Source organism: Burkholderia sp. APQ4-4ca (assembly GCF_057837105.1).
In genome coordinates this window covers 1-15648 of sequence record NZ_JBYQCG010000118.1, presented here as the reverse complement: position 1 = coordinate 15648, position 15648 = coordinate 1, and the positions used below count along the sequence as shown (strand labels likewise).

General features: G+C 63.6%; 17 protein-coding genes and 1 pseudogene. 6 read left to right on the top strand and 12 right to left on the bottom strand.

The window, feature by feature from the left end; genetic code table 11:
- Positions 1–142 (bottom strand): annotated as a pseudogene (locus tag AC3IFE_RS15210) (SDR family oxidoreductase); the annotation flags it as partial.
- Between the two features lie 80 nt (positions 143–222).
- On the opposite strand from AC3IFE_RS15210, the gene gcvA reads away from it, so the two are divergent.
- A complete protein-coding gene (gene gcvA / locus AC3IFE_RS15205) occupies positions 223–1113 on the top strand; it encodes a transcriptional regulator GcvA (RefSeq protein ID WP_089469047.1) in 891 nt (296 codons plus the stop codon).
- Between the two features lie 24 nt (positions 1114–1137).
- Here the strand turns inward: gcvA and AC3IFE_RS15200 are convergent, their stop codons facing one another.
- The 3 genes from AC3IFE_RS15200 to AC3IFE_RS15190 form a co-directional block, all read right to left on the bottom strand.
- The gene (locus tag AC3IFE_RS15200; protein ID WP_089469426.1) at positions 1138–1725 is read right to left on the bottom strand and encodes a pyridoxamine 5'-phosphate oxidase family protein; all 588 of its coding nucleotides are present in this window, start codon (positions 1723–1725) and stop codon (positions 1138–1140) included.
- A gap of 96 nt (positions 1726–1821) precedes the next feature.
- Positions 1822–2013, bottom strand: a complete 192-nt coding sequence (locus tag AC3IFE_RS15195) for a hypothetical protein (protein WP_089469046.1) — start codon at positions 2011–2013, stop codon at positions 1822–1824.
- 12 nt (positions 2014–2025) lie between these two features.
- A complete protein-coding gene (locus tag AC3IFE_RS15190; RefSeq protein WP_089469045.1) occupies positions 2026–3225 on the bottom strand; it encodes an aminotransferase-like domain-containing protein in 1200 nt (399 codons plus the stop codon).
- 513 nt (positions 3226–3738) lie between these two features.
- On the opposite strand from AC3IFE_RS15190, the gene AC3IFE_RS15185 reads away from it, so the two are divergent.
- Entirely contained in the window at positions 3739–4080 is a 342-nt protein-coding gene (locus AC3IFE_RS15185; RefSeq protein WP_256979699.1) for a GNAT family N-acetyltransferase, read from the top strand.
- 341 nt (positions 4081–4421) lie between these two features.
- On the opposite strand, the gene AC3IFE_RS15180 is transcribed toward AC3IFE_RS15185, so the two are convergent.
- A complete protein-coding gene (locus tag AC3IFE_RS15180; protein WP_089469044.1) occupies positions 4422–6722 on the bottom strand; it encodes an NADP-dependent malic enzyme in 2301 nt (766 codons plus the stop codon).
- Between the two features lie 135 nt (positions 6723–6857).
- Between AC3IFE_RS15180 and AC3IFE_RS15175 the strand changes: the two genes are divergently transcribed.
- Complete coding sequence (locus tag AC3IFE_RS15175) at positions 6858–7829, top strand: LysR substrate-binding domain-containing protein (protein ID WP_089469043.1); 972 nt, start codon at positions 6858–6860, stop codon at positions 7827–7829.
- 4 nt (positions 7830–7833) lie between these two features.
- On the opposite strand, the gene AC3IFE_RS15170 is transcribed toward AC3IFE_RS15175, so the two are convergent.
- A complete protein-coding gene (locus AC3IFE_RS15170) occupies positions 7834–8511 on the bottom strand; it encodes a hypothetical protein (protein WP_089469042.1) in 678 nt (225 codons plus the stop codon).
- Positions 8511–8885 carry a VOC family protein gene (locus tag AC3IFE_RS15165; protein WP_089469041.1) on the bottom strand — a complete coding sequence of 125 codons (375 nt, stop codon included), beginning with the start codon at positions 8883–8885 and terminating at the stop codon, positions 8511–8513. Before AC3IFE_RS15165 ends, AC3IFE_RS15170 begins: the two co-directional genes overlap by 1 nt.
- 12 nt (positions 8886–8897) lie before the next feature.
- Here AC3IFE_RS15165 and AC3IFE_RS15160 point away from each other — a divergent pair, with 12 nt between their 5' ends.
- Positions 8898–9317, top strand: coding sequence for an AAA family ATPase (locus AC3IFE_RS15160; RefSeq protein WP_179233473.1), 420 nt, complete (start codon positions 8898–8900; stop codon positions 9315–9317).
- A 308-nt stretch (positions 9318–9625) separates the two neighbouring features.
- Here AC3IFE_RS15160 and AC3IFE_RS15155 read toward each other — a convergent pair whose 3' ends face one another.
- Entirely contained in the window at positions 9626–10318 is a 693-nt protein-coding gene (locus AC3IFE_RS15155) for a glutathione S-transferase (protein ID WP_089469040.1), read from the bottom strand.
- Positions 10319–10464: 146 nt separating this feature from the next.
- On the opposite strand from AC3IFE_RS15155, the gene AC3IFE_RS15150 reads away from it, so the two are divergent.
- On the top strand, positions 10465–11040 hold the full coding sequence (locus tag AC3IFE_RS15150; protein WP_301737609.1) for a TetR/AcrR family transcriptional regulator: 576 nt from the start codon (positions 10465–10467) through the stop codon (positions 11038–11040).
- A 119-nt stretch (positions 11041–11159) separates the two neighbouring features.
- On the opposite strand, the gene AC3IFE_RS15145 is transcribed toward AC3IFE_RS15150, so the two are convergent.
- The 3 genes from AC3IFE_RS15145 to AC3IFE_RS15135 form a co-directional block, all read right to left on the bottom strand.
- Positions 11160–11621 carry a GNAT family N-acetyltransferase gene (locus AC3IFE_RS15145; RefSeq protein ID WP_301737608.1) on the bottom strand — a complete coding sequence of 154 codons (462 nt, stop codon included), beginning with the start codon at positions 11619–11621 and terminating at the stop codon, positions 11160–11162.
- Between the two features lie 190 nt (positions 11622–11811).
- Entirely contained in the window at positions 11812–12381 is a 570-nt protein-coding gene (locus AC3IFE_RS15140) for a YdeI/OmpD-associated family protein (RefSeq protein ID WP_489190995.1), read from the bottom strand.
- A 96-nt stretch (positions 12382–12477) separates the two neighbouring features.
- Positions 12478–13605 carry an aminotransferase class V-fold PLP-dependent enzyme gene (locus tag AC3IFE_RS15135; RefSeq protein ID WP_489190994.1) on the bottom strand — a complete coding sequence of 376 codons (1128 nt, stop codon included), beginning with the start codon at positions 13603–13605 and terminating at the stop codon, positions 12478–12480.
- 277 nt (positions 13606–13882) lie between these two features.
- On the opposite strand from AC3IFE_RS15135, the gene AC3IFE_RS15130 reads away from it, so the two are divergent.
- Positions 13883–15064, top strand: a complete 1182-nt coding sequence (locus tag AC3IFE_RS15130; RefSeq protein WP_489190996.1) for a serine hydrolase domain-containing protein — start codon at positions 13883–13885, stop codon at positions 15062–15064.
- A gap of 167 nt (positions 15065–15231) precedes the next feature.
- Here the strand turns inward: AC3IFE_RS15130 and AC3IFE_RS15125 are convergent.
- Positions 15232–15648: hypothetical protein (locus AC3IFE_RS15125; RefSeq protein WP_489190993.1), on the bottom strand; the 417-nt coding region annotated here is incomplete at its 5' end.

The following is a 15648-nucleotide window of genomic DNA, read 5'->3' as shown; positions in this document are numbered from 1 at the left end:
GATAGCCCGTCGCCGCCAGTTCGCGCGCGATCGCCGCGCCCATGCCCTTGCCCGCCGCCGTGATCAACGCTACTTTTTCTACAGTCACGATCCGTTCCTCGTTCCGATTCTGCCGCCGCGCAGCCGCCATTCGGCGCGCCATGGTGGTAATGTAGGCGCATCGATTCCGGCTGTCGAACCAGTATTTCTGCCGTCAGCCGATAGCTTTTCTACAGCCAAACGATGCCGCCACGCCCTTCCCGCCTGCCGCCGCTGAATGCGCTTCGCGCGTTCGAAGTGTCCGCCCGGCACCTCAACTTCCGCGCCGCCGCCGACGAGATCGGCGTCACGCAGGGCGCCGTCGCGCAGCAGGTGCGCCACCTCGAGGACGTGCTCGGCCTGAAGCTGTTCGAGCGCCTGCCGCGCGGCCTCGCACTCACGCACGACGGCGCCGCGTATTTCTCCGACGTGCAGCGTGCGCTGCACGCGATCGCCGATGCAACCGACAAGCTCGTGAAGCGGCGCGCCGCGCTGACGATCAGCACGACGCCGTCGTTCGCGTCGAAATGGCTGATTCCTCGGCTCGCGCAGTTCACCGAAGCACATCCCGACTACGACGTGCGCGTGATCGCCGACCCGCAGATCGCGACGTTCCGCCACGACGGCGTCGATCTCGCGATCCGCTACGGCAAGCCGCCGTTCGGCAAGCATCTCGCCACTCATGCGCTGTTCCCGCTCGACGTGTGCGCGGTGTGCAGCCCGTCGGTGCTGACCGCGCCGGCTTCGCCGCGCGCGCTCGCCGGGCAGGTGCTGCTACACGATGCACACGACCTGTGGCCCGAGTTCCTCGCGGCGATGCCCGAACCGGTCGACGTCGATCCGCACAAGGGGCTGCGCTTCAACCAGACGTCGCTCGCGATCGATGCGGCCGTCGCCGGCCAGGGCATCGCGCTCGCGACCGAGCCGCTCGTCGAGCGCGACATCGCCGCCGGACGGCTGTGCAAGCCGTTCGACTTCGCGTTTCCGCTGTCGGTAGGGTTCTATCTCGTGTATCCGGCCGAGCGCCGCGACGACGATGCGATCGTGGTGATGCGCGAGTGGATGATCGAGGCCGCATCGGACGGGCGGCCTTGAGCGGTTGAGCGCGCTCGGCCAGCGTCAGGGTGCGATCCAGCGGGCGTCGTAACCGCTTTCGTTCACGTCGAATACCGCGCGGCGATGGCCGGCGCGCGCAAGTTCGAGCCAGTCGATGCGCGCGATCGTCATGTGGATCAGGCAGAAGTTTGCGTAGCCGTCGCCAGTGGGTGCGGTGCCGCCGATATGCGCGGCTTCAGGCGCTGCGATCGACGTGCCGGGCGGCAACGGCGCGCGATACAGCAGCAACGTATGCGGGCGGCTCGATGCCCAGATCGCGCGCCGTTGCGCTTCGTCCTCGCAGATCGACGCCACACCTTCCGCGCGAATCTGCACGAGCGCGTCGAGATCGTTCGCGACGATCGAGATGCGCGGATCGCGACGCAACTCCGCCACTTTTTCCGAACGCGCATCGGTATGAAACGACAGCACGCACTCGGCGCGACTCACCTGACGCAATACGATCGTCCGAACCTTCGGCGCACCATCGAGGCCGAGCGTGGCCGCCTGCGGCATCGTGAACGGCGAGCGCTTTTCGCTCACGCCGGCTTCGAGGCAGGACCACAGGCGGTCATACGTTTGCGCGAGCGATTCGGAGGTCGGGTCGGACATGAGGCGGCGGCGATCGTCGGTGTTTCGATCGCGCAAGCTTAACCGCTTATGTCGGCGATGGCGCGCATGTGGCGCGAGCCGCCGGCCTTGTGCTCGTCAGTTGTAGCCGAGCACGACCGACGCCGCATCGCCGGCATCGGTTGCCGGCTCCGCGCCGAAGCGGCCGAGCACGTCGGCCACATACTGCGGCCCGGCGCTGATCTGCGACGAGCGATGCTTCGCCGGCTGCTTATAGGCGGCGCTCGCCGCCACGCCCACCGAGGCCGTTTCGTTGACGGTGATAGTCATGCTGACGTCTCCTCACGCGGCCCGCGCCGCACCATACGCGCGCACGAGGCGCGCGACGCCTTCCCGGATCGCATCGACGTCCGGCGCGGCGAACGACAGGCGCAGCGACGCTGCGTCGACGTTGTCCGCGAAGAACGCCCTGCCCGGTACGAACACGATCTTGTTGGCGATCGCCTGTTGCAGCAGCGCGTCCGACGACACCGCACCGAGCCCCGCCCACACGAACATCCCGCCTTCGGGACGATGGAATTCGATCGCATCGCCGAAGCCGTCGCGCAGCGCATCGCACATCGCGTCGCATTTGCGCCGGTACGCGGCCGTGATGCGCGGCAGATGACGTTCGAGCGCGCCGTCCGCCAGATATTCGGCGGCGGTCGCCTGCGTCCACGGTGCGCTGCAGAGGTCGACCGTCTGCTTCGCGATCACGCAGCGCCGCGCGATTTCGGCCGGCGCGATCGTCCAGCCCACGCGCAGCCCCGGCGCGACGATCTTCGACAGGCTCGCGAAATGCACGAGCCAGTCGCGCGCGCCGTCCACCTCGCCGGCCAGCGCGAGCATCGACGGCACGGCTTCGCCCGCGAAACGCAGGTCGCCGTACGGATCGTCCTCGACGATCAGGAAATGGTATTGCACCGCGAGACGCAGCAATTTCAGCCGACGTTCGCGCGTGAGCGTCGCGCCCGTCGGGTTCGCGAAAGTCGGGACCGTGTAGAGCAGCTTCGGTTGCGCGATCGCGCCGGACGCGAGTTGTTCGCCGAGACGATCGACGTCGAGGCCCTCGCCGTCGACGGGAATCGTCACGATGCGCGCCTGTTGCAAACGCATCGCCTGCAGCGTGGCCGGGTACGCCGGTTGTTCGGTCAGCACGACGTCGCCGGGCGACACCATCACGCGCAGCAGCAGGTCGAGACCTTGCTGCGAGCCGGTCGTGACGAACAGTTCGGCTGGCGTGCACGCGACGCCGCGACGCGCCATCAGCGCGATCAGTTGCTGCTTGAGTTCGGCGAGGCCGTCGGTCGGGCCGTACTGCAGGCAGCGGACGGGCTGCGCGTACGCGCGTTCGGCCGCCGCATTCAGGCCGTCGACGTCGAACAGATCGCTGGCTGGATAACCGCCCGCGAACGAAATCATGCCCGGTTCGGACAGGTACTTGAACAACTCGCGGATCGGCGAGCCGGCAGGATTTTGGAATGAGGGCGAGAACGCGTACATGTCGTCGTGAGCGGGTGGGCGCGGAAGGCCGGGATAGCCGCCGAGTGCCGGCCGCCAAGGCGCTTCTGACGCCGCGGCGGTGAATTCGAGCCACGATTGTCGATAGTCATTAAGGGCTCGGCAAACGATATCTATGCACTAGGTCTTGCGGTTTGGTCATTAAATCGCGGCTGGGCGGGGGTTAGGGGTGCGGAGGGGGCGTGCGGGGGGATACGGGGTTCAGGGACGGTTCGTCGAACGGGTGTTTGATCCGGGCGATTGTTTCGCCGGGGGTGGTCACGGCGATGCGACGACCACTCGGGCAGCGGGACCACAAGATATCCTTCCCTTCAACGATCGCTGCCTGAATGCGAACACGCATACCGCTCTTCAACTAAGCCGGCCTGACCTAGCGATGCTCATCGAGCACCGCACATCCCCTGCACGTCCACCTTGAAGGGTTCACATGGAATACATCATCCATCAGGAAGCGCCCTCCGTATCGACATATATCGACATTCGCGTTGCTGCGGGTTGAGCCGGAAATCCGAGCAAGCTGCAACTATCGGGTTGCAGAACGGCCTCTTTAGCGTCGTGGCGTACTCGGGTAGCACTCCGGTCGGAATCGGCCGGATTATCGGTGACGGTGGCTGCTTCTTCGAGGTCGTGGATATCGCAGTATTGCCGACACACCAGACGAAGGGTGTAGGCGATCTGATCATGCGAGCACTCATGAACTACATTCACGAGAACGCGCCGCCGACTGCCTATGTCAGTCTGATGGCGGATCACGGGACGCCGAAGTGCTATGAGCGCTATGGCTTCCAGCCGTCGGTACTTGCCGAGAAAGCAGGTATGTTTCCTTGCATTAAATGACGCAGGTCGCGCTGAATCCTTTTTGCGCACTGGACGCAACCATATCTCGCGAAATGCGAGCCGACGGCGGTCAGTCCATTGACTGCTGCCCCGAGCAGTCACTCGGCTCACCTCAATTGCGGACGTTCAGTGAGCTTTCCATGATGCGATCCTTGTATCGCGTCATTCTTTGCGATACTACTTTGCCTTTAGCGTTGTCATGATGATCCGCTTGGCAATTTGGCTTCTTGAAAGAAGCCCGCCGTCGTAAGAGCAATCGCAAAAATACACATCGCTACAGGGATAGCGGCCGCCGAATGCCGACAAACGAAGGGCGGCCCGAGCCGCCCCACAACACCCGATCAGCCCGCGACACCCCGATTCGCCTCAATCACCGTCAACGCAGCCATATTCACGATCCGCCGCACGGTGGCGCTGGAAGTAAGGATGTTCACCGGCGCATTGACGCCCAACAGGAAAGGCCCCACCGCCACATTGCTTCCCGCCTCGGTCTTGAGCAGGTTGTAAGCGATATTCCCTGCATCCACATTCGGACAAACCAGCAAATTCGCCGCCCCCTTCAACGGCGACATCGGCAGCAGCTTCGCCCGCAGCCCTTCATCGAGCGCGCAGTCGCCATGCATCTCGCCATCCGCCTCGATATCCGGCGCCTGCTCGCGCACGATCTCCAGCGCGCGGCGCATCTTCACGCCCGACGCCGCACTCCCCGACCCGAAATTCGACCGCGACAGCAGCGCCACCTTCGGCGTCAGGTTCAGCCATTCCATCTGCCGCGCCGCCGCGATCGTGAATTCCGCGATCTGCTCCGCATCGGGGTTGTCGTTCACGTGCGTATCCACCAGCGCGACCGTCCGCTGATCGAGCAACAGGATGTTCATCGCCGCATAAGTCGACGCACCGGGTTTCTTGCCGATCACTTCATCCACGAACCGCAGATGATTGTGATACTCGCCCACCGTCCCGCAGATCATCCCGTCCGCGTCGCCGAGCTGCACCATCATCGCGCCGATCAGCGTCAGGCGGCGGCGCATTTCCACGCGCGCCATTTCCTTCGAAATACCGTCGCGGCACCGCAGTTCCCAATACTTCGTCCAGTACTGCGGGAAACGCTCGTCATATTCCGGATTGGTCACTTCGACATCCTGACCGAGTCGCAAGCGCAACCCGAACCGCTCGATCCGCGCGAGCAGCACCTCCGGACGCCCGACCAGAATCGGCCGCGCAAGCTTCTCGTCGACGATCACCTGCACCGCACGCAGCACCCGCTCGTCTTCGCCTTCGGTGAACACGATCCGCGCCTTGCCGCCGTCACGCACGAGCTGGCGCGCGGTCGCGAACAGCGGCTTCATGAACGCGCCCGAGTGGTAGACGAATTGCTGCAACTGCTCGACGTACGCATCGAGATTCGCGAGCGGACGCGTCGCCACGCCGCCTTCCATCGCCGCCTTCGCGACGGCCGGCGCGATCCGCACGATCAGGCGCGGGTCGAACGGCTTCGGAATCAGGTATTGCGGGCCGAACGACACGTCGTAAGCACCATAAGCCGCCGCGACGACTTCGTTCTGCTCTTCCTCGGCCAGCCCCGCGATCGCATGCACCGCGGCGATTTCCATCTCGCGCGTGATCGTCGTCGCGCCCACGTCCAGCGCCCCGCGGAAAATGTACGGGAAGCACAGCACGTTGTTGACCTGGTTCGGATAGTCCGAGCGGCCCGTCGCGATCACGACGTCGTCGCGCGTCTCATGCGCCAGTTCCGGGAAGATTTCCGGCGTCGGGTTCGCCAGCGCGAGAATCAGCGGACGCGCCGCCATCTGCTTGAGCATCTCCGCCGTGAGGATGCCGCCGACCGACAATCCCAGGAACACATCCGCGCCGCCGATCACTTCGGCGAGCTTGCGCGCATCGGTTTCCTGCGCGAAGCGCGACTTGGCCGGGTCCATCAGCGCGGTACGGCCGCGATAGACGACGCCTTCGATGTCGGTCACCCACACGTTTTCCACCGGCAGCCCGAGGTCGACCAGCAGGTCCAGGCACGCCAGCGCGGCCGCACCGGCGCCCGACGTCACGACCTTCACTTCCTTGATGGACTTCCCGACGACCTTCAGCCCGTTGATGAACGCGGCGGAAACGGTAATGGCCGTGCCGTGCTGATCGTCGTGGAAGACGGGAATCTTCATGCGTTCGCGCAGCTTCTGCTCGACGGTGAAGCATTCCGGCGCCTTGATGTCCTCGAGGTTGATGCCGCCGAACGTCGGTTCGAGGCCCGCGATGATGTCGATCAGCTTGTCCGGGTCGGTCTCGTTGATCTCGATGTCGAACACGTCGATTCCGGCGAACTTCTTGAACAGGACGGCCTTGCCCTCCATCACCGGCTTCGACGCGAGCGGGCCGATGTTGCCGAGGCCCAGCACGGCGGTACCGTTCGTGATCACGCCCACGAGGTTGCCGCGGCTCGTGAAGCGGTGCGCCTGCAGCGGATCGGCGGCGATCGACTCGCACACGCTCGCCACGCCGGGCGTATAGGCCAGCGCGAGATCGCGCTGGGTCACCAGCGGCTTGCTGGCGACGACCGAGATTTTCCCGGGGGTCGGAAACTCGTGATAGTCGAACGCGGCCTGCTGCTGTGTCTCTGTCTGTTTCATGTTTTGGGTCCCGGCGTGGGCGCCAGGCCAGTCCCGGCGCGATCCATGAAGGTGATTCTAGGGATCCGCCATAACATGATGATTCTGTTTTAATATCGTCCCATCACTTTTTCCTGATGAATGCATGACCAGTCAATGAATTTCGATGCAAACGACGTGGTCAGGCGGCTCGGCGCGCGTCTGAAGATTCGGCATCTGGTGCTGTTGCTGCAGATCCAGCAGCACGGCTCGCTGACGCGCGTCGCCGAGCACATGGCGAGCAGCCAGCCGGCCGTGACGAACGCGCTGTCCGAACTGGAGAGCATGTTCGGCACGCCGCTGTTCGAGCGCTCGTCGCGCGGCATGCGGCCCACCGCGCTCGGCGCGGTCGTGCTCGAACGGGCGAAGGCGATGATCAAGGATCTCGACCACCTCGCCCGCGAGATGGAGGCCGTCGCCGCCGGGCATGCGGCCCATCTGCATATCGGCGTGATTCCGTTCATCTCCGGCCAGATGCTGTCGGCCGCGCTGAAGCGGCTGCAAGCGCGCATGGAGCGGCGCCTGACCGTGACGATTCACGAAGGCACCAGCGATCAGCTGCTGCTGCAACTCCGGGATCACAGCGTCGACATCGTGATCGGGCGCGCGTCGTCGGCGATCGATCTCGGGCAGGTTTCGTTCGAAGTGCTGTACCAGCAGCAGCCGCGCATGATCGCGAGCCGGCGGCTGGCCGCCAAGCTCGCCCGCGCGCCGCTGGACTGGCACAAGCTGCATGCGCTCGACTGGATTCTCGGCGCGCCGCATACGCCGATGCGCGAACAGGTGACCGACCTGTTCCTGTCGGCCGGCATCGCGCCGCCGGTGCCGATCGTCGAAAGCTATTCGTCGAAGCTGATCGGCGAAATGATCGCGTCGAGCGACGAGGCCGTGTCGATCGTGCCGGCCGATATCGCGGAGGAACTGGTGCGGATCGCCGGCGTGGCGATCGTGCCTTATTCGCTGGTGTGGACGCTGCCGCCGATCGCACTGTTCACGCGCTCCGCCGATTCGCAATCGCCCGCGCGCGATCTGCTCGTCGACGCGCTACGCGTGGTGTGCAAGGAGACGTACGGGGACGCGCAGCGATAGCGCGTTACTTGCCGGCGGCAAGGCGACGCAGGATTTCCGCACGCTCAGCGGCCAGCACGTGGTCCGAACCCTCGCCCCTGTCGTAGCGTTTGCTCGTACGGTAGGAAAAGCGCTTCGCGTATTGATTGGCGGCAGGATCGAACACCCATGCGTCGACGTCGAAGAAGTGCTGGCCGAAATGATCCTCGTCCTGGCCCCACACATAGTCGGCCCGGACGAACAGCGGATACGACGACACCTCCGGCACGTTCCACATCGCACGATCGGCCATCTCCGTTTCGGTGACATTCGGCATCAGGTTCTCGATCTTGCCGTTCGCGCCGACACGCAGCACGGCCACGCGCTCCAGCATCCCGCTGCCGCCACCCGAGAACATTCCCGAGAAGAACACCCACGAGCCGCCCGACGCAATCGGCAACCGCTCGGACCGTGGATTAAGGCCGAACTGGTACAGCTCCTTCGACGAATGAGGAAGCGGCGCCGGCGGCATCTCGAAGCACGGCGCACGGTCGGGCAGCACGCAGAGCTTCACGCCGGAGAGCGGAAGCCCGTCGCCGTCGAGCTTGCCTTCCGTCTGAGTGAAGCGCGGGAATGCCGTTTCGCGGGGCGCCGCTTGAACGCTGGCGATGCCGACGACCGCAATGCTTGCGATTGCCGCGAGCGTTTTACCGATCCAGCGCATCACGCCTCCGCCCGATGACACACCGCCTCGATATTGTGTCCATCCGGATCGATGACGAACGCCGCGTAGTAGCTCGCGTGATAATGCGGCCGCAACCCGGGAGCGCCATGGTCTTTGCCGCCGGCCTCCAGCGCCGCGCGATGGAACGCATCGACTTGCTGCCGCGTGTCGGCCACGAATGCGATGTGGAGAGGCGCCGGTTTCTCGTCGGTCGGGAACAGACACAGCGAAGACTTGCTGGGCAGCCCGATCTCGATCCCGTACGACGGCTCGCCTTCCCCGACGATTTCGGCACCCAGCGGTTCGAGTGCCTTCAGGAAAAACGCCTTGCTGGCGGCGTAGTCGCTGACGCCGAATTTGACGTGGTCAAACATGAGCTCACTCCGATGGATGGTCAGTCGGCACGCTGGTGTGATGTCGCGATGACCGCAATGGTGCCATATGCGGTGGTGGTCTGTTACCGGCTCGAACGACCCGGAGCCATCGTTGGGATCAGCGCCAATGGAAGGGCCGCTTTCGAGGCGTTAGCTGCCGTCCTGCGTCGGATGGCCGCTCCGCGTGCGTGGGGCCACTCACTATTCCAGGCTGTTGGCTGCGAGCATCGACTTCGCTATTTGGATGTGAGCGACGAGATCTGCAAATCTCGTTTATTGCTGAGGAACATGTCAGGCGAGCATTCTTTCCAGACATCGGAGGAGCAGTACGATCAGATCACCCGCTACTTCGTTCCGCCCGCATTCGGCGAAGGATTCAACATCATTATCTATGACGAGACAGGAAAGGTCCGTTTCCGGACTGGGTCATGACATTCGAGTGTCCGGCTGAAGGCGAAATGCGATGCCTGCTTCTGGCCGGACGCTGCGCCAATTGTCCGTGCTGCAAACTCGATATATCGCGCGAACCTGCTGAATTCAGCCCCTTCAGCAGCATTCCGCGCGCCAAATGAACCGAGACGCTGCCGCGTTTTACGAGCAGCACGGGTTCGTTGCCATTGCGTACAGCGACGGCAGCAGAAACGAGGAGGGTTATCCCGATGTTTTGTATCGCTTGACGCGATAGCGCGGCCATCCGTTCGCTCGCCTCATCTGCCGTTATCGACCGATACAGGGTCAGCTCAGGTCAGCATCGCAAACACGGGCTGGTTCCTGACGCTCTCACGCTCCAGCATTCTCGCGTACCAGGCTCGAAGCGCTTCGCATTCCTCAGGCACCGGCAGCTTCACGAGCATCGCAAAGATCAGACCACCGATGACGGTGATGTCGGCCATCGAGAACGTCTCGCCCGCAACATACGGTTGCCGTTGCAGAACCGCATCGAAGTAGCGCATGCCCCTCAGCGCCTTGTCGCGCTGACGGAATCCCCACTCCGGGTTTTGATACGTCTCCACGTCGGGCCCCAGGCCCGGCGTGCCGTGATGGAAATAAACGCTGATCGCGTCGAGCAGTTCCAGCTCGGCGCGCTTGCTCATCATGTGGATGATGCCCCTTTCGCGCGGCGTGCTGCCGGTGAGCGTGGGTACGCCATCGAGCGTATCGAGGTACTCGGTAATGGCCGTGCACTCGGCAATGCAGGTTCCATCATCGAGTTCCAGCACCGGCAACGTACCCGAATAATTCTTGCTGGCGAGGAATTCGGGCTTTTTATGCTCGCCCTTGTAAAGATCGACCATCACGAACTGGACGCGCGATTGCAGCCCCTTTTCGGCCAGCGCGATGCGCACGCGTGTCGGATAGGGCCCTGTCGGGAAATCGTGGATCTTCATCATGGGCAGTTGGGCTGGGTCGAAATCGACGTTGCTGGAAGTCATTGCACGGGCGCTCCGTAGTCGGTTGCAAGGGATCGGGCGACGTGAAACACGTCGCCCCGTGAATCTACCTAACGTTTGTTAGGTTAACCATATAAGGTACTATCCAGGGTGTCAACATCCATTTCCTGCGCGCGGAGGCTGAAGCGGTGACGAACGACGCGAGTTCGAATTCGAGAGAGAAAATCCTGGCAGCCGCCACGAGGCTCGCGCAGACGCACGGCTACGGCGGGTTGAACTATCGGGATCTCGCCAACGAGGTGGGCATCAAGGCCGCGAGCATCTACCATCATTTCGACAGCAAGGCCGATCTCGGCGCCGCGGTGGCGAGGCGTTATTGGGAGGATTCAGCGGCGGCGCTGGACGACATGCTGGCCGGATCGCGCGATCCGCTGGACTGCCTGCGCCGCTACCCGGATACCTTCCGCAAGGCGCTCGCGACCGGCAACCGCCTGTGCCTGTGCAGCTTCATGGCCGCCGAAACCGACGACCTGCCGGAAGTCGTGATGAAGGAAGTGCTGGCCTTCGCCGACGTGAATGTCGCGTGGCTCAGCAAGGTCCTGTCCGCAGCGGCAATAGTCGGCGCTCGGGAAAGCAAACCGCGGGCGCGGGCCATCTTCGCCGCCATCGCCGGCGCCCAGCTCATCGCGCGGAGTCGCGGCGATCTCTCGCTCTATGACGCGCTGATCGACAATTATCGGAAAGCGGGGCTTTTGCCGGCGTAGCAGGGTAACGGTGACGCGGCTTCGGATGATGTCGAACGTTCGCGAACGCACGATGTTCAATCGCGCGACCCAGGCTCACGTGGATGCCGTCGCCGAGGTTTGCCGCCGGGGTGCCGCGATCACTCGCCGGCTGAACTGACGGGTTTTTCGTAAAGAGACCAGACGATACCGTCCGTTTTCAACCCAACACGAACAAAGCCCAGCGACTCGTAGTAAGCGCAAAGCTTCGTGTTTTCAGCGCCGCAGTCGAGTCGAAGCAAACGCCGATTCGAGCGGCTCACCTCATGCGCGCACCAGTCGAGCATGAAGCCGCCGAGCCCGAACCCGTTGAAACCTTGCCGCACACAGAGGCCGTGCACGTAACCTGCGATCGGCTCTTGAGGCCCCCAGTGCCTGTCCTCGTCGAAGTCGAGCGAGAACGTTCCGACCGGCGCGCCCTCCTGTTCGACGACGTACACGGCTTTCTCGGCGACATGGTTTCGCACCCACCGTTCGGAGAAGCCCTCGCCTTCCTTGCCCCACACGTAGTCGCCGTGCGCGACCTTCTTGGCATGTGCATCGTTCCGGATCTGTGTCAGCACCGGCACATCGTCTACCGTCGCTCTACGGACACTTTTCGAAACCATCGCTCGTTTCCCGTTATGTTGGCGCTACCATTCCGGCGCACCCCGTGACTGACCTGACGCTAGCCACTTGTTTTTCCATTCATATGGCGACCAGAACAATTCTCGTCGATCGCGTTCGATAAGATCTTCGTCGGAAACCTACGCCCTACGGATGAAAAGTCTCGCCCCGCTTCAGCATGTCGATGAATTCCGCGATTTTGCGTGCCCGTGTTTCCGGTTTCTTGGCATTCTGTATCCGGAACAGGATCGCATAGCGGTTACGGCTGTTCAGCGTCGCAAAGAACTTCGCGGCTGTTGGATTGGCGTCCAGAGCCGCCTGCAGGTCATCCGGCACGCTCGAGTTGCTGGCCGACGTATAAGCCGCCTGCCAGCGGCCGTCTTTTTTGGCCTTCTCGATTTCGCGCATGCCGGCCGCGCGCATTCTGCCTGCGGCGATCAGCGCTTCGGCCTTGTCCTTGTTGAGCTTGGACCAGATGCTTTTCGCCGAGCGCGGGGTAAAGCGTTGCAACCAGTATTGCGCGCTGTCGGCCTTCTTTTGACCATCGATCCAGCCGTGGCAGAGGGCACTTTCCACCGCCGCTTCATAGGTGACGGTTCGCTGCCCCGCGCCTTTTTTCGCGAGCCGCAGCCATGCTCCGGTCGACGTGCCGCCGTTCTGCCCCAACCAGCGTTCCCATTCGGCTTGACTGGCAAACGTCAGCGCGCCTTCGGTCATGTCACGATCCTGAATGGTTGCGTCTTCAACGACGCAAAAGCCGCCACTCAACCAACGAGCGGCGGCCACCGAAGCCACCGATTCCGCACAACCGCTTCAAACGATCCGGTTCAACGCATCGGCAAACCGCTTCACCGCGCCATCGACATCGTGCAGCTTGTCGAGACCGAACAACCCGAGCCGGAACGTCTTGAAATCCTCCGGTTCGTCGCATTGCAACGGCACGCCGGCCGCGATCTGCAAACCGACGTCGACGAACTTCTTCCCGGTGCGAATGCCGTCATCGTCGGTATAACCGACCACGACACCCGGCGCCTCGAACCCCTTCGCGGCCACGCTCCTGAACCCCTTCTCCGTCAGCAGCGCACGAATGCGCTCGCCGAGTTCGAGCTGTTCCGCCTTCACCTTGTCGAAACCGTACGCGTCGGTTTCCTTCATCACGTCGCGCAGCGTCGTGAGGCTGTCCGTGGGCATCGTCGCGTGATACGCGAACCCGCCGCCCTCGTACGCTTCCATGATCTGCAGCCACTTGCGCAGATCGCACGCGAAGCTGGTGCTGGTCGTCGAATCGATGCGTTCGCGCGCGAGCGGGCTGAACATGACCATCGCGCAACACGGCGACGCACTCCAGCCCTTTTGCGGCGCGCTGATCAGGATATCGACGCCGCTCGCCTGCATGTCGACCCACACGGTGCCCGACGCGATGCAATCCAGCACGAACATGCCGCCGACCGCATGCACCGCATCGGCCACCGCGCGCAGGTACGCATCGGGCAGCATGATGCCGGACGCGGTTTCGACGTGCGGCGCGAACACGAAATCGGGTTTGTTGGCGTGGATCGCGGCGACCACTTCGTCGATCGGGGCCGGCGCGTATGCAGCCTGCCTGCCGGCTTCGACCGGACGCGCCTTCAGCACCGTCGTCTCGGACGGAATGCTACCCATGTCGAAAATCTGCGACCAGCGGAAGCTGAACCAGCCGTTGCGGATGACGAGGCATTTCTTGTTCGTCGCGAACTGTCGCGCCACGGCTTCCATGCCGAACGTCCCGCTGCCCGGCACGATCGCGACCGACTTCGCGTTGTAGACTTTTTTCAGCGTGGCGGAAATGTCGCGCATGACGCCCTGAAAGCGCTGCGACATATGGTTGACCGAGCGATCGGTGTACACCACCGAATATTCGAGGAGCCCCTCGCGGTCAACATCGGGAAGTAAACCTGGCATGCTCGCCTCCGGCGAAAGATGAACGTTGGAATCAGGACAAGCAGCGTCTTCGATTCGATACTGCTCTGCACCATGCAACTGCGTCATTTCCTCGACGAAAGCAGATTCTAGCGAACGCCGCCGGCCGATTGGCGCATATTTTTTCCCGCTGCCGGGCACGGTATTCGCCGACGCCGGCGCATGCCGCGCACATCGCCCTGTTCGGTGTAAGGGTTAACGACGCATGCGGCGACAGCCGCCTAACATGACGACCAGCCCCCTCACGACGGAATTCACGATGACCTCCTCTCCCGCATCGTCACTGCAGTCGTCAATCGATCCCGCGCTCGCCGAGCGCATCGACGCGGTCCTGTCCCGCCAGCTCGATACGCAACGCCTCGTCGGCGCGGTCGTCCTGGTCGCCCGCGACGGCAAGCTCGTCTATCGCCGCGCAGCCGGGTTCGCGGACCGCGAGTCGCGTACGCCGATGCGCGAGGACACGCAGTTCCGGCTCGCGTCGGTCACGAAGCCGATCGTGTCGGCGGCTGCGATGGCGCTCGTCGCGCAACGCAAGCTGTCGCTCGACGAAGACGTCACGCGCTGGCTGCCCGAATTCCGTCCGGCGCTGCCCGACGGCCGCGTGCCGACGATCACGGTGCGCCAGTTGCTCGTGCATACCGCCGGCCTCGACTATCGCTTCAACGAAACCGACGCGAACGGCCCCTATGCGCGTGCGGGCGTGTCCGACGGGCTCGACGGCGCCTCGATCACGCTCGCCGACAACCTGCGCCGGATCGCGAGCGTGCCGCTGCTGTTCGCGCCGGGCACGAGCTGGAACTATTCGCTTGCGATCGACGTCATCGGTGCACTGATCGAGGCTGTGTGCGGCGTGCCGCTCGCCGACGCGATCGATGCGCTCGTGCTGCGCCCGCTCGGCGCACGCGACACGGGCTTCGTCGCACGCGATCCCGCGCGGCTCGCCACGCCGTACGTGAACGACACGCCGCAGCCGCATCGGCTCGCGGAGAACGAGACGGTACCCATCGAAGAAGGCTTCGTCGGCGTCACGTACTCGCCGTCGCGCGCGCTGAATCCACAAGCGTTCCCGTCGGGCGGCGCCGGAATGGTCGGCACCGCGGGCGACGTGCTGACGGTGCTGGACACGCTGCGCGCGGGCGGCGGCGCGATCCTGCCGGCCGAGCTGGTCGACGAGATGGGACGCGTGCAGACCGGCGATTCCGAATTGCCGGACCTGCCGGGCGCGGGCTTCGGCATCGGCTTCTCGGTGCTGCGCGATCCGCAGGCGGCCGCGTCGCCGGAATCCGTCGGCACCTGGCGCTGGGGCGGCGTCTACGGCCATTCGTGGTTCGTCGACCGCGCACGCAGGCTCACCGTCGTGTCGCTGTCGAACACGCTCTACGAAGGGATGAACGGGCAGTACACGCTCGATCTGCGCGATGCGATTTATGGCGTTCGGTAGTGAGCGGAATAGAAAGTGCCCGGCAAAGCCGGGCCTGTATCGTTCCGTGCGAATCGCTCGCTTCTTCGCGTTCAGCATGTCGAATGACGCGCCGTGACGTCCCTGAACCGACGTAACGCCACTTCCGGCTGACCACATCGTGATCGCAATCCGTCGCCGACGTTTCCCTACCTGACAAAGATCGCGTACAAGGCCAAACCGGTATAACCAATGAACAAGGCCGCCACGGTAATACTGGCAACTCGCCCAATCCCGCGCAGACGCGTTACGCCGAAATACATCACCCCTGCTCCGACAAGCAGCCACAACGGCCAATAGCTGGTGCCCAAAATCAGCATCATGATCGGCCACGGTATATCGATAGCGATGTCGCTCATCCCGGCAAGCCCCGTTTGCTCAAATAAGAGATCGTGTGTAAAAACCTCCGCGATGTTGCCACATTCCGGCATCGACGACATCGAGCGCGGCGCGGCACGCCGACCACGAAAAAAAGCCCGACAACGCCGGGCCAACGGGTTTGAGACACAAGGAGAATCCCGCCCACCCCATACCGGGCGGTCACGCCGCACTACACGACGTTCTTT

What these genes read in the sequence shown, in the direction of transcription:
- AC3IFE_RS15155 (WP_089469040.1), bottom strand. Translation starts at nt 10,318, where the DNA reads ATGACTTCCAGCAACGTCGATTTCGACCCAGCCCAACTGCCCATGATG.
- AC3IFE_RS15165 (WP_089469041.1), bottom strand. Translation starts at nt 8,885, where the DNA reads ATGTTTGACCACGTCAAATTCGGCGTCAGCGACTACGCCGCCAGCAAG.
- AC3IFE_RS15190 (WP_089469045.1), bottom strand. Translation starts at nt 3,225, where the DNA reads ATGTACGCGTTCTCGCCCTCATTCCAAAATCCTGCCGGCTCGCCGATC.
- AC3IFE_RS15140 (WP_489190995.1), bottom strand. Translation starts at nt 12,381, where the DNA reads ATGACCGAAGGCGCGCTGACGTTTGCCAGTCAAGCCGAATGGGAACGC.
- AC3IFE_RS15200 (WP_089469426.1), bottom strand. Translation starts at nt 1,725, where the DNA reads ATGTCCGACCCGACCTCCGAATCGCTCGCGCAAACGTATGACCGCCTG.
- AC3IFE_RS15160 (WP_179233473.1), top strand. Translation starts at nt 8,898, where the DNA reads ATGGATGGTCAGTCGGCACGCTGGTGTGATGTCGCGATGACCGCAATG.
- gcvA (WP_089469047.1), top strand. Translation starts at nt 223, where the DNA reads ATGCCGCCACGCCCTTCCCGCCTGCCGCCGCTGAATGCGCTTCGCGCG.
- AC3IFE_RS15175 (WP_089469043.1), top strand. Translation starts at nt 6,858, where the DNA reads ATGAATTTCGATGCAAACGACGTGGTCAGGCGGCTCGGCGCGCGTCTG.
- AC3IFE_RS15135 (WP_489190994.1), bottom strand. Translation starts at nt 13,605, where the DNA reads ATGCCAGGTTTACTTCCCGATGTTGACCGCGAGGGGCTCCTCGAATAT.
- AC3IFE_RS15170 (WP_089469042.1), bottom strand. Translation starts at nt 8,511, where the DNA reads ATGCGCTGGATCGGTAAAACGCTCGCGGCAATCGCAAGCATTGCGGTC.
- AC3IFE_RS15195 (WP_089469046.1), bottom strand. Translation starts at nt 2,013, where the DNA reads ATGACTATCACCGTCAACGAAACGGCCTCGGTGGGCGTGGCGGCGAGC.
- AC3IFE_RS15130 (WP_489190996.1), top strand. Translation starts at nt 13,883, where the DNA reads ATGACCTCCTCTCCCGCATCGTCACTGCAGTCGTCAATCGATCCCGCG.
- AC3IFE_RS15180 (WP_089469044.1), bottom strand. Translation starts at nt 6,722, where the DNA reads ATGAAACAGACAGAGACACAGCAGCAGGCCGCGTTCGACTATCACGAG.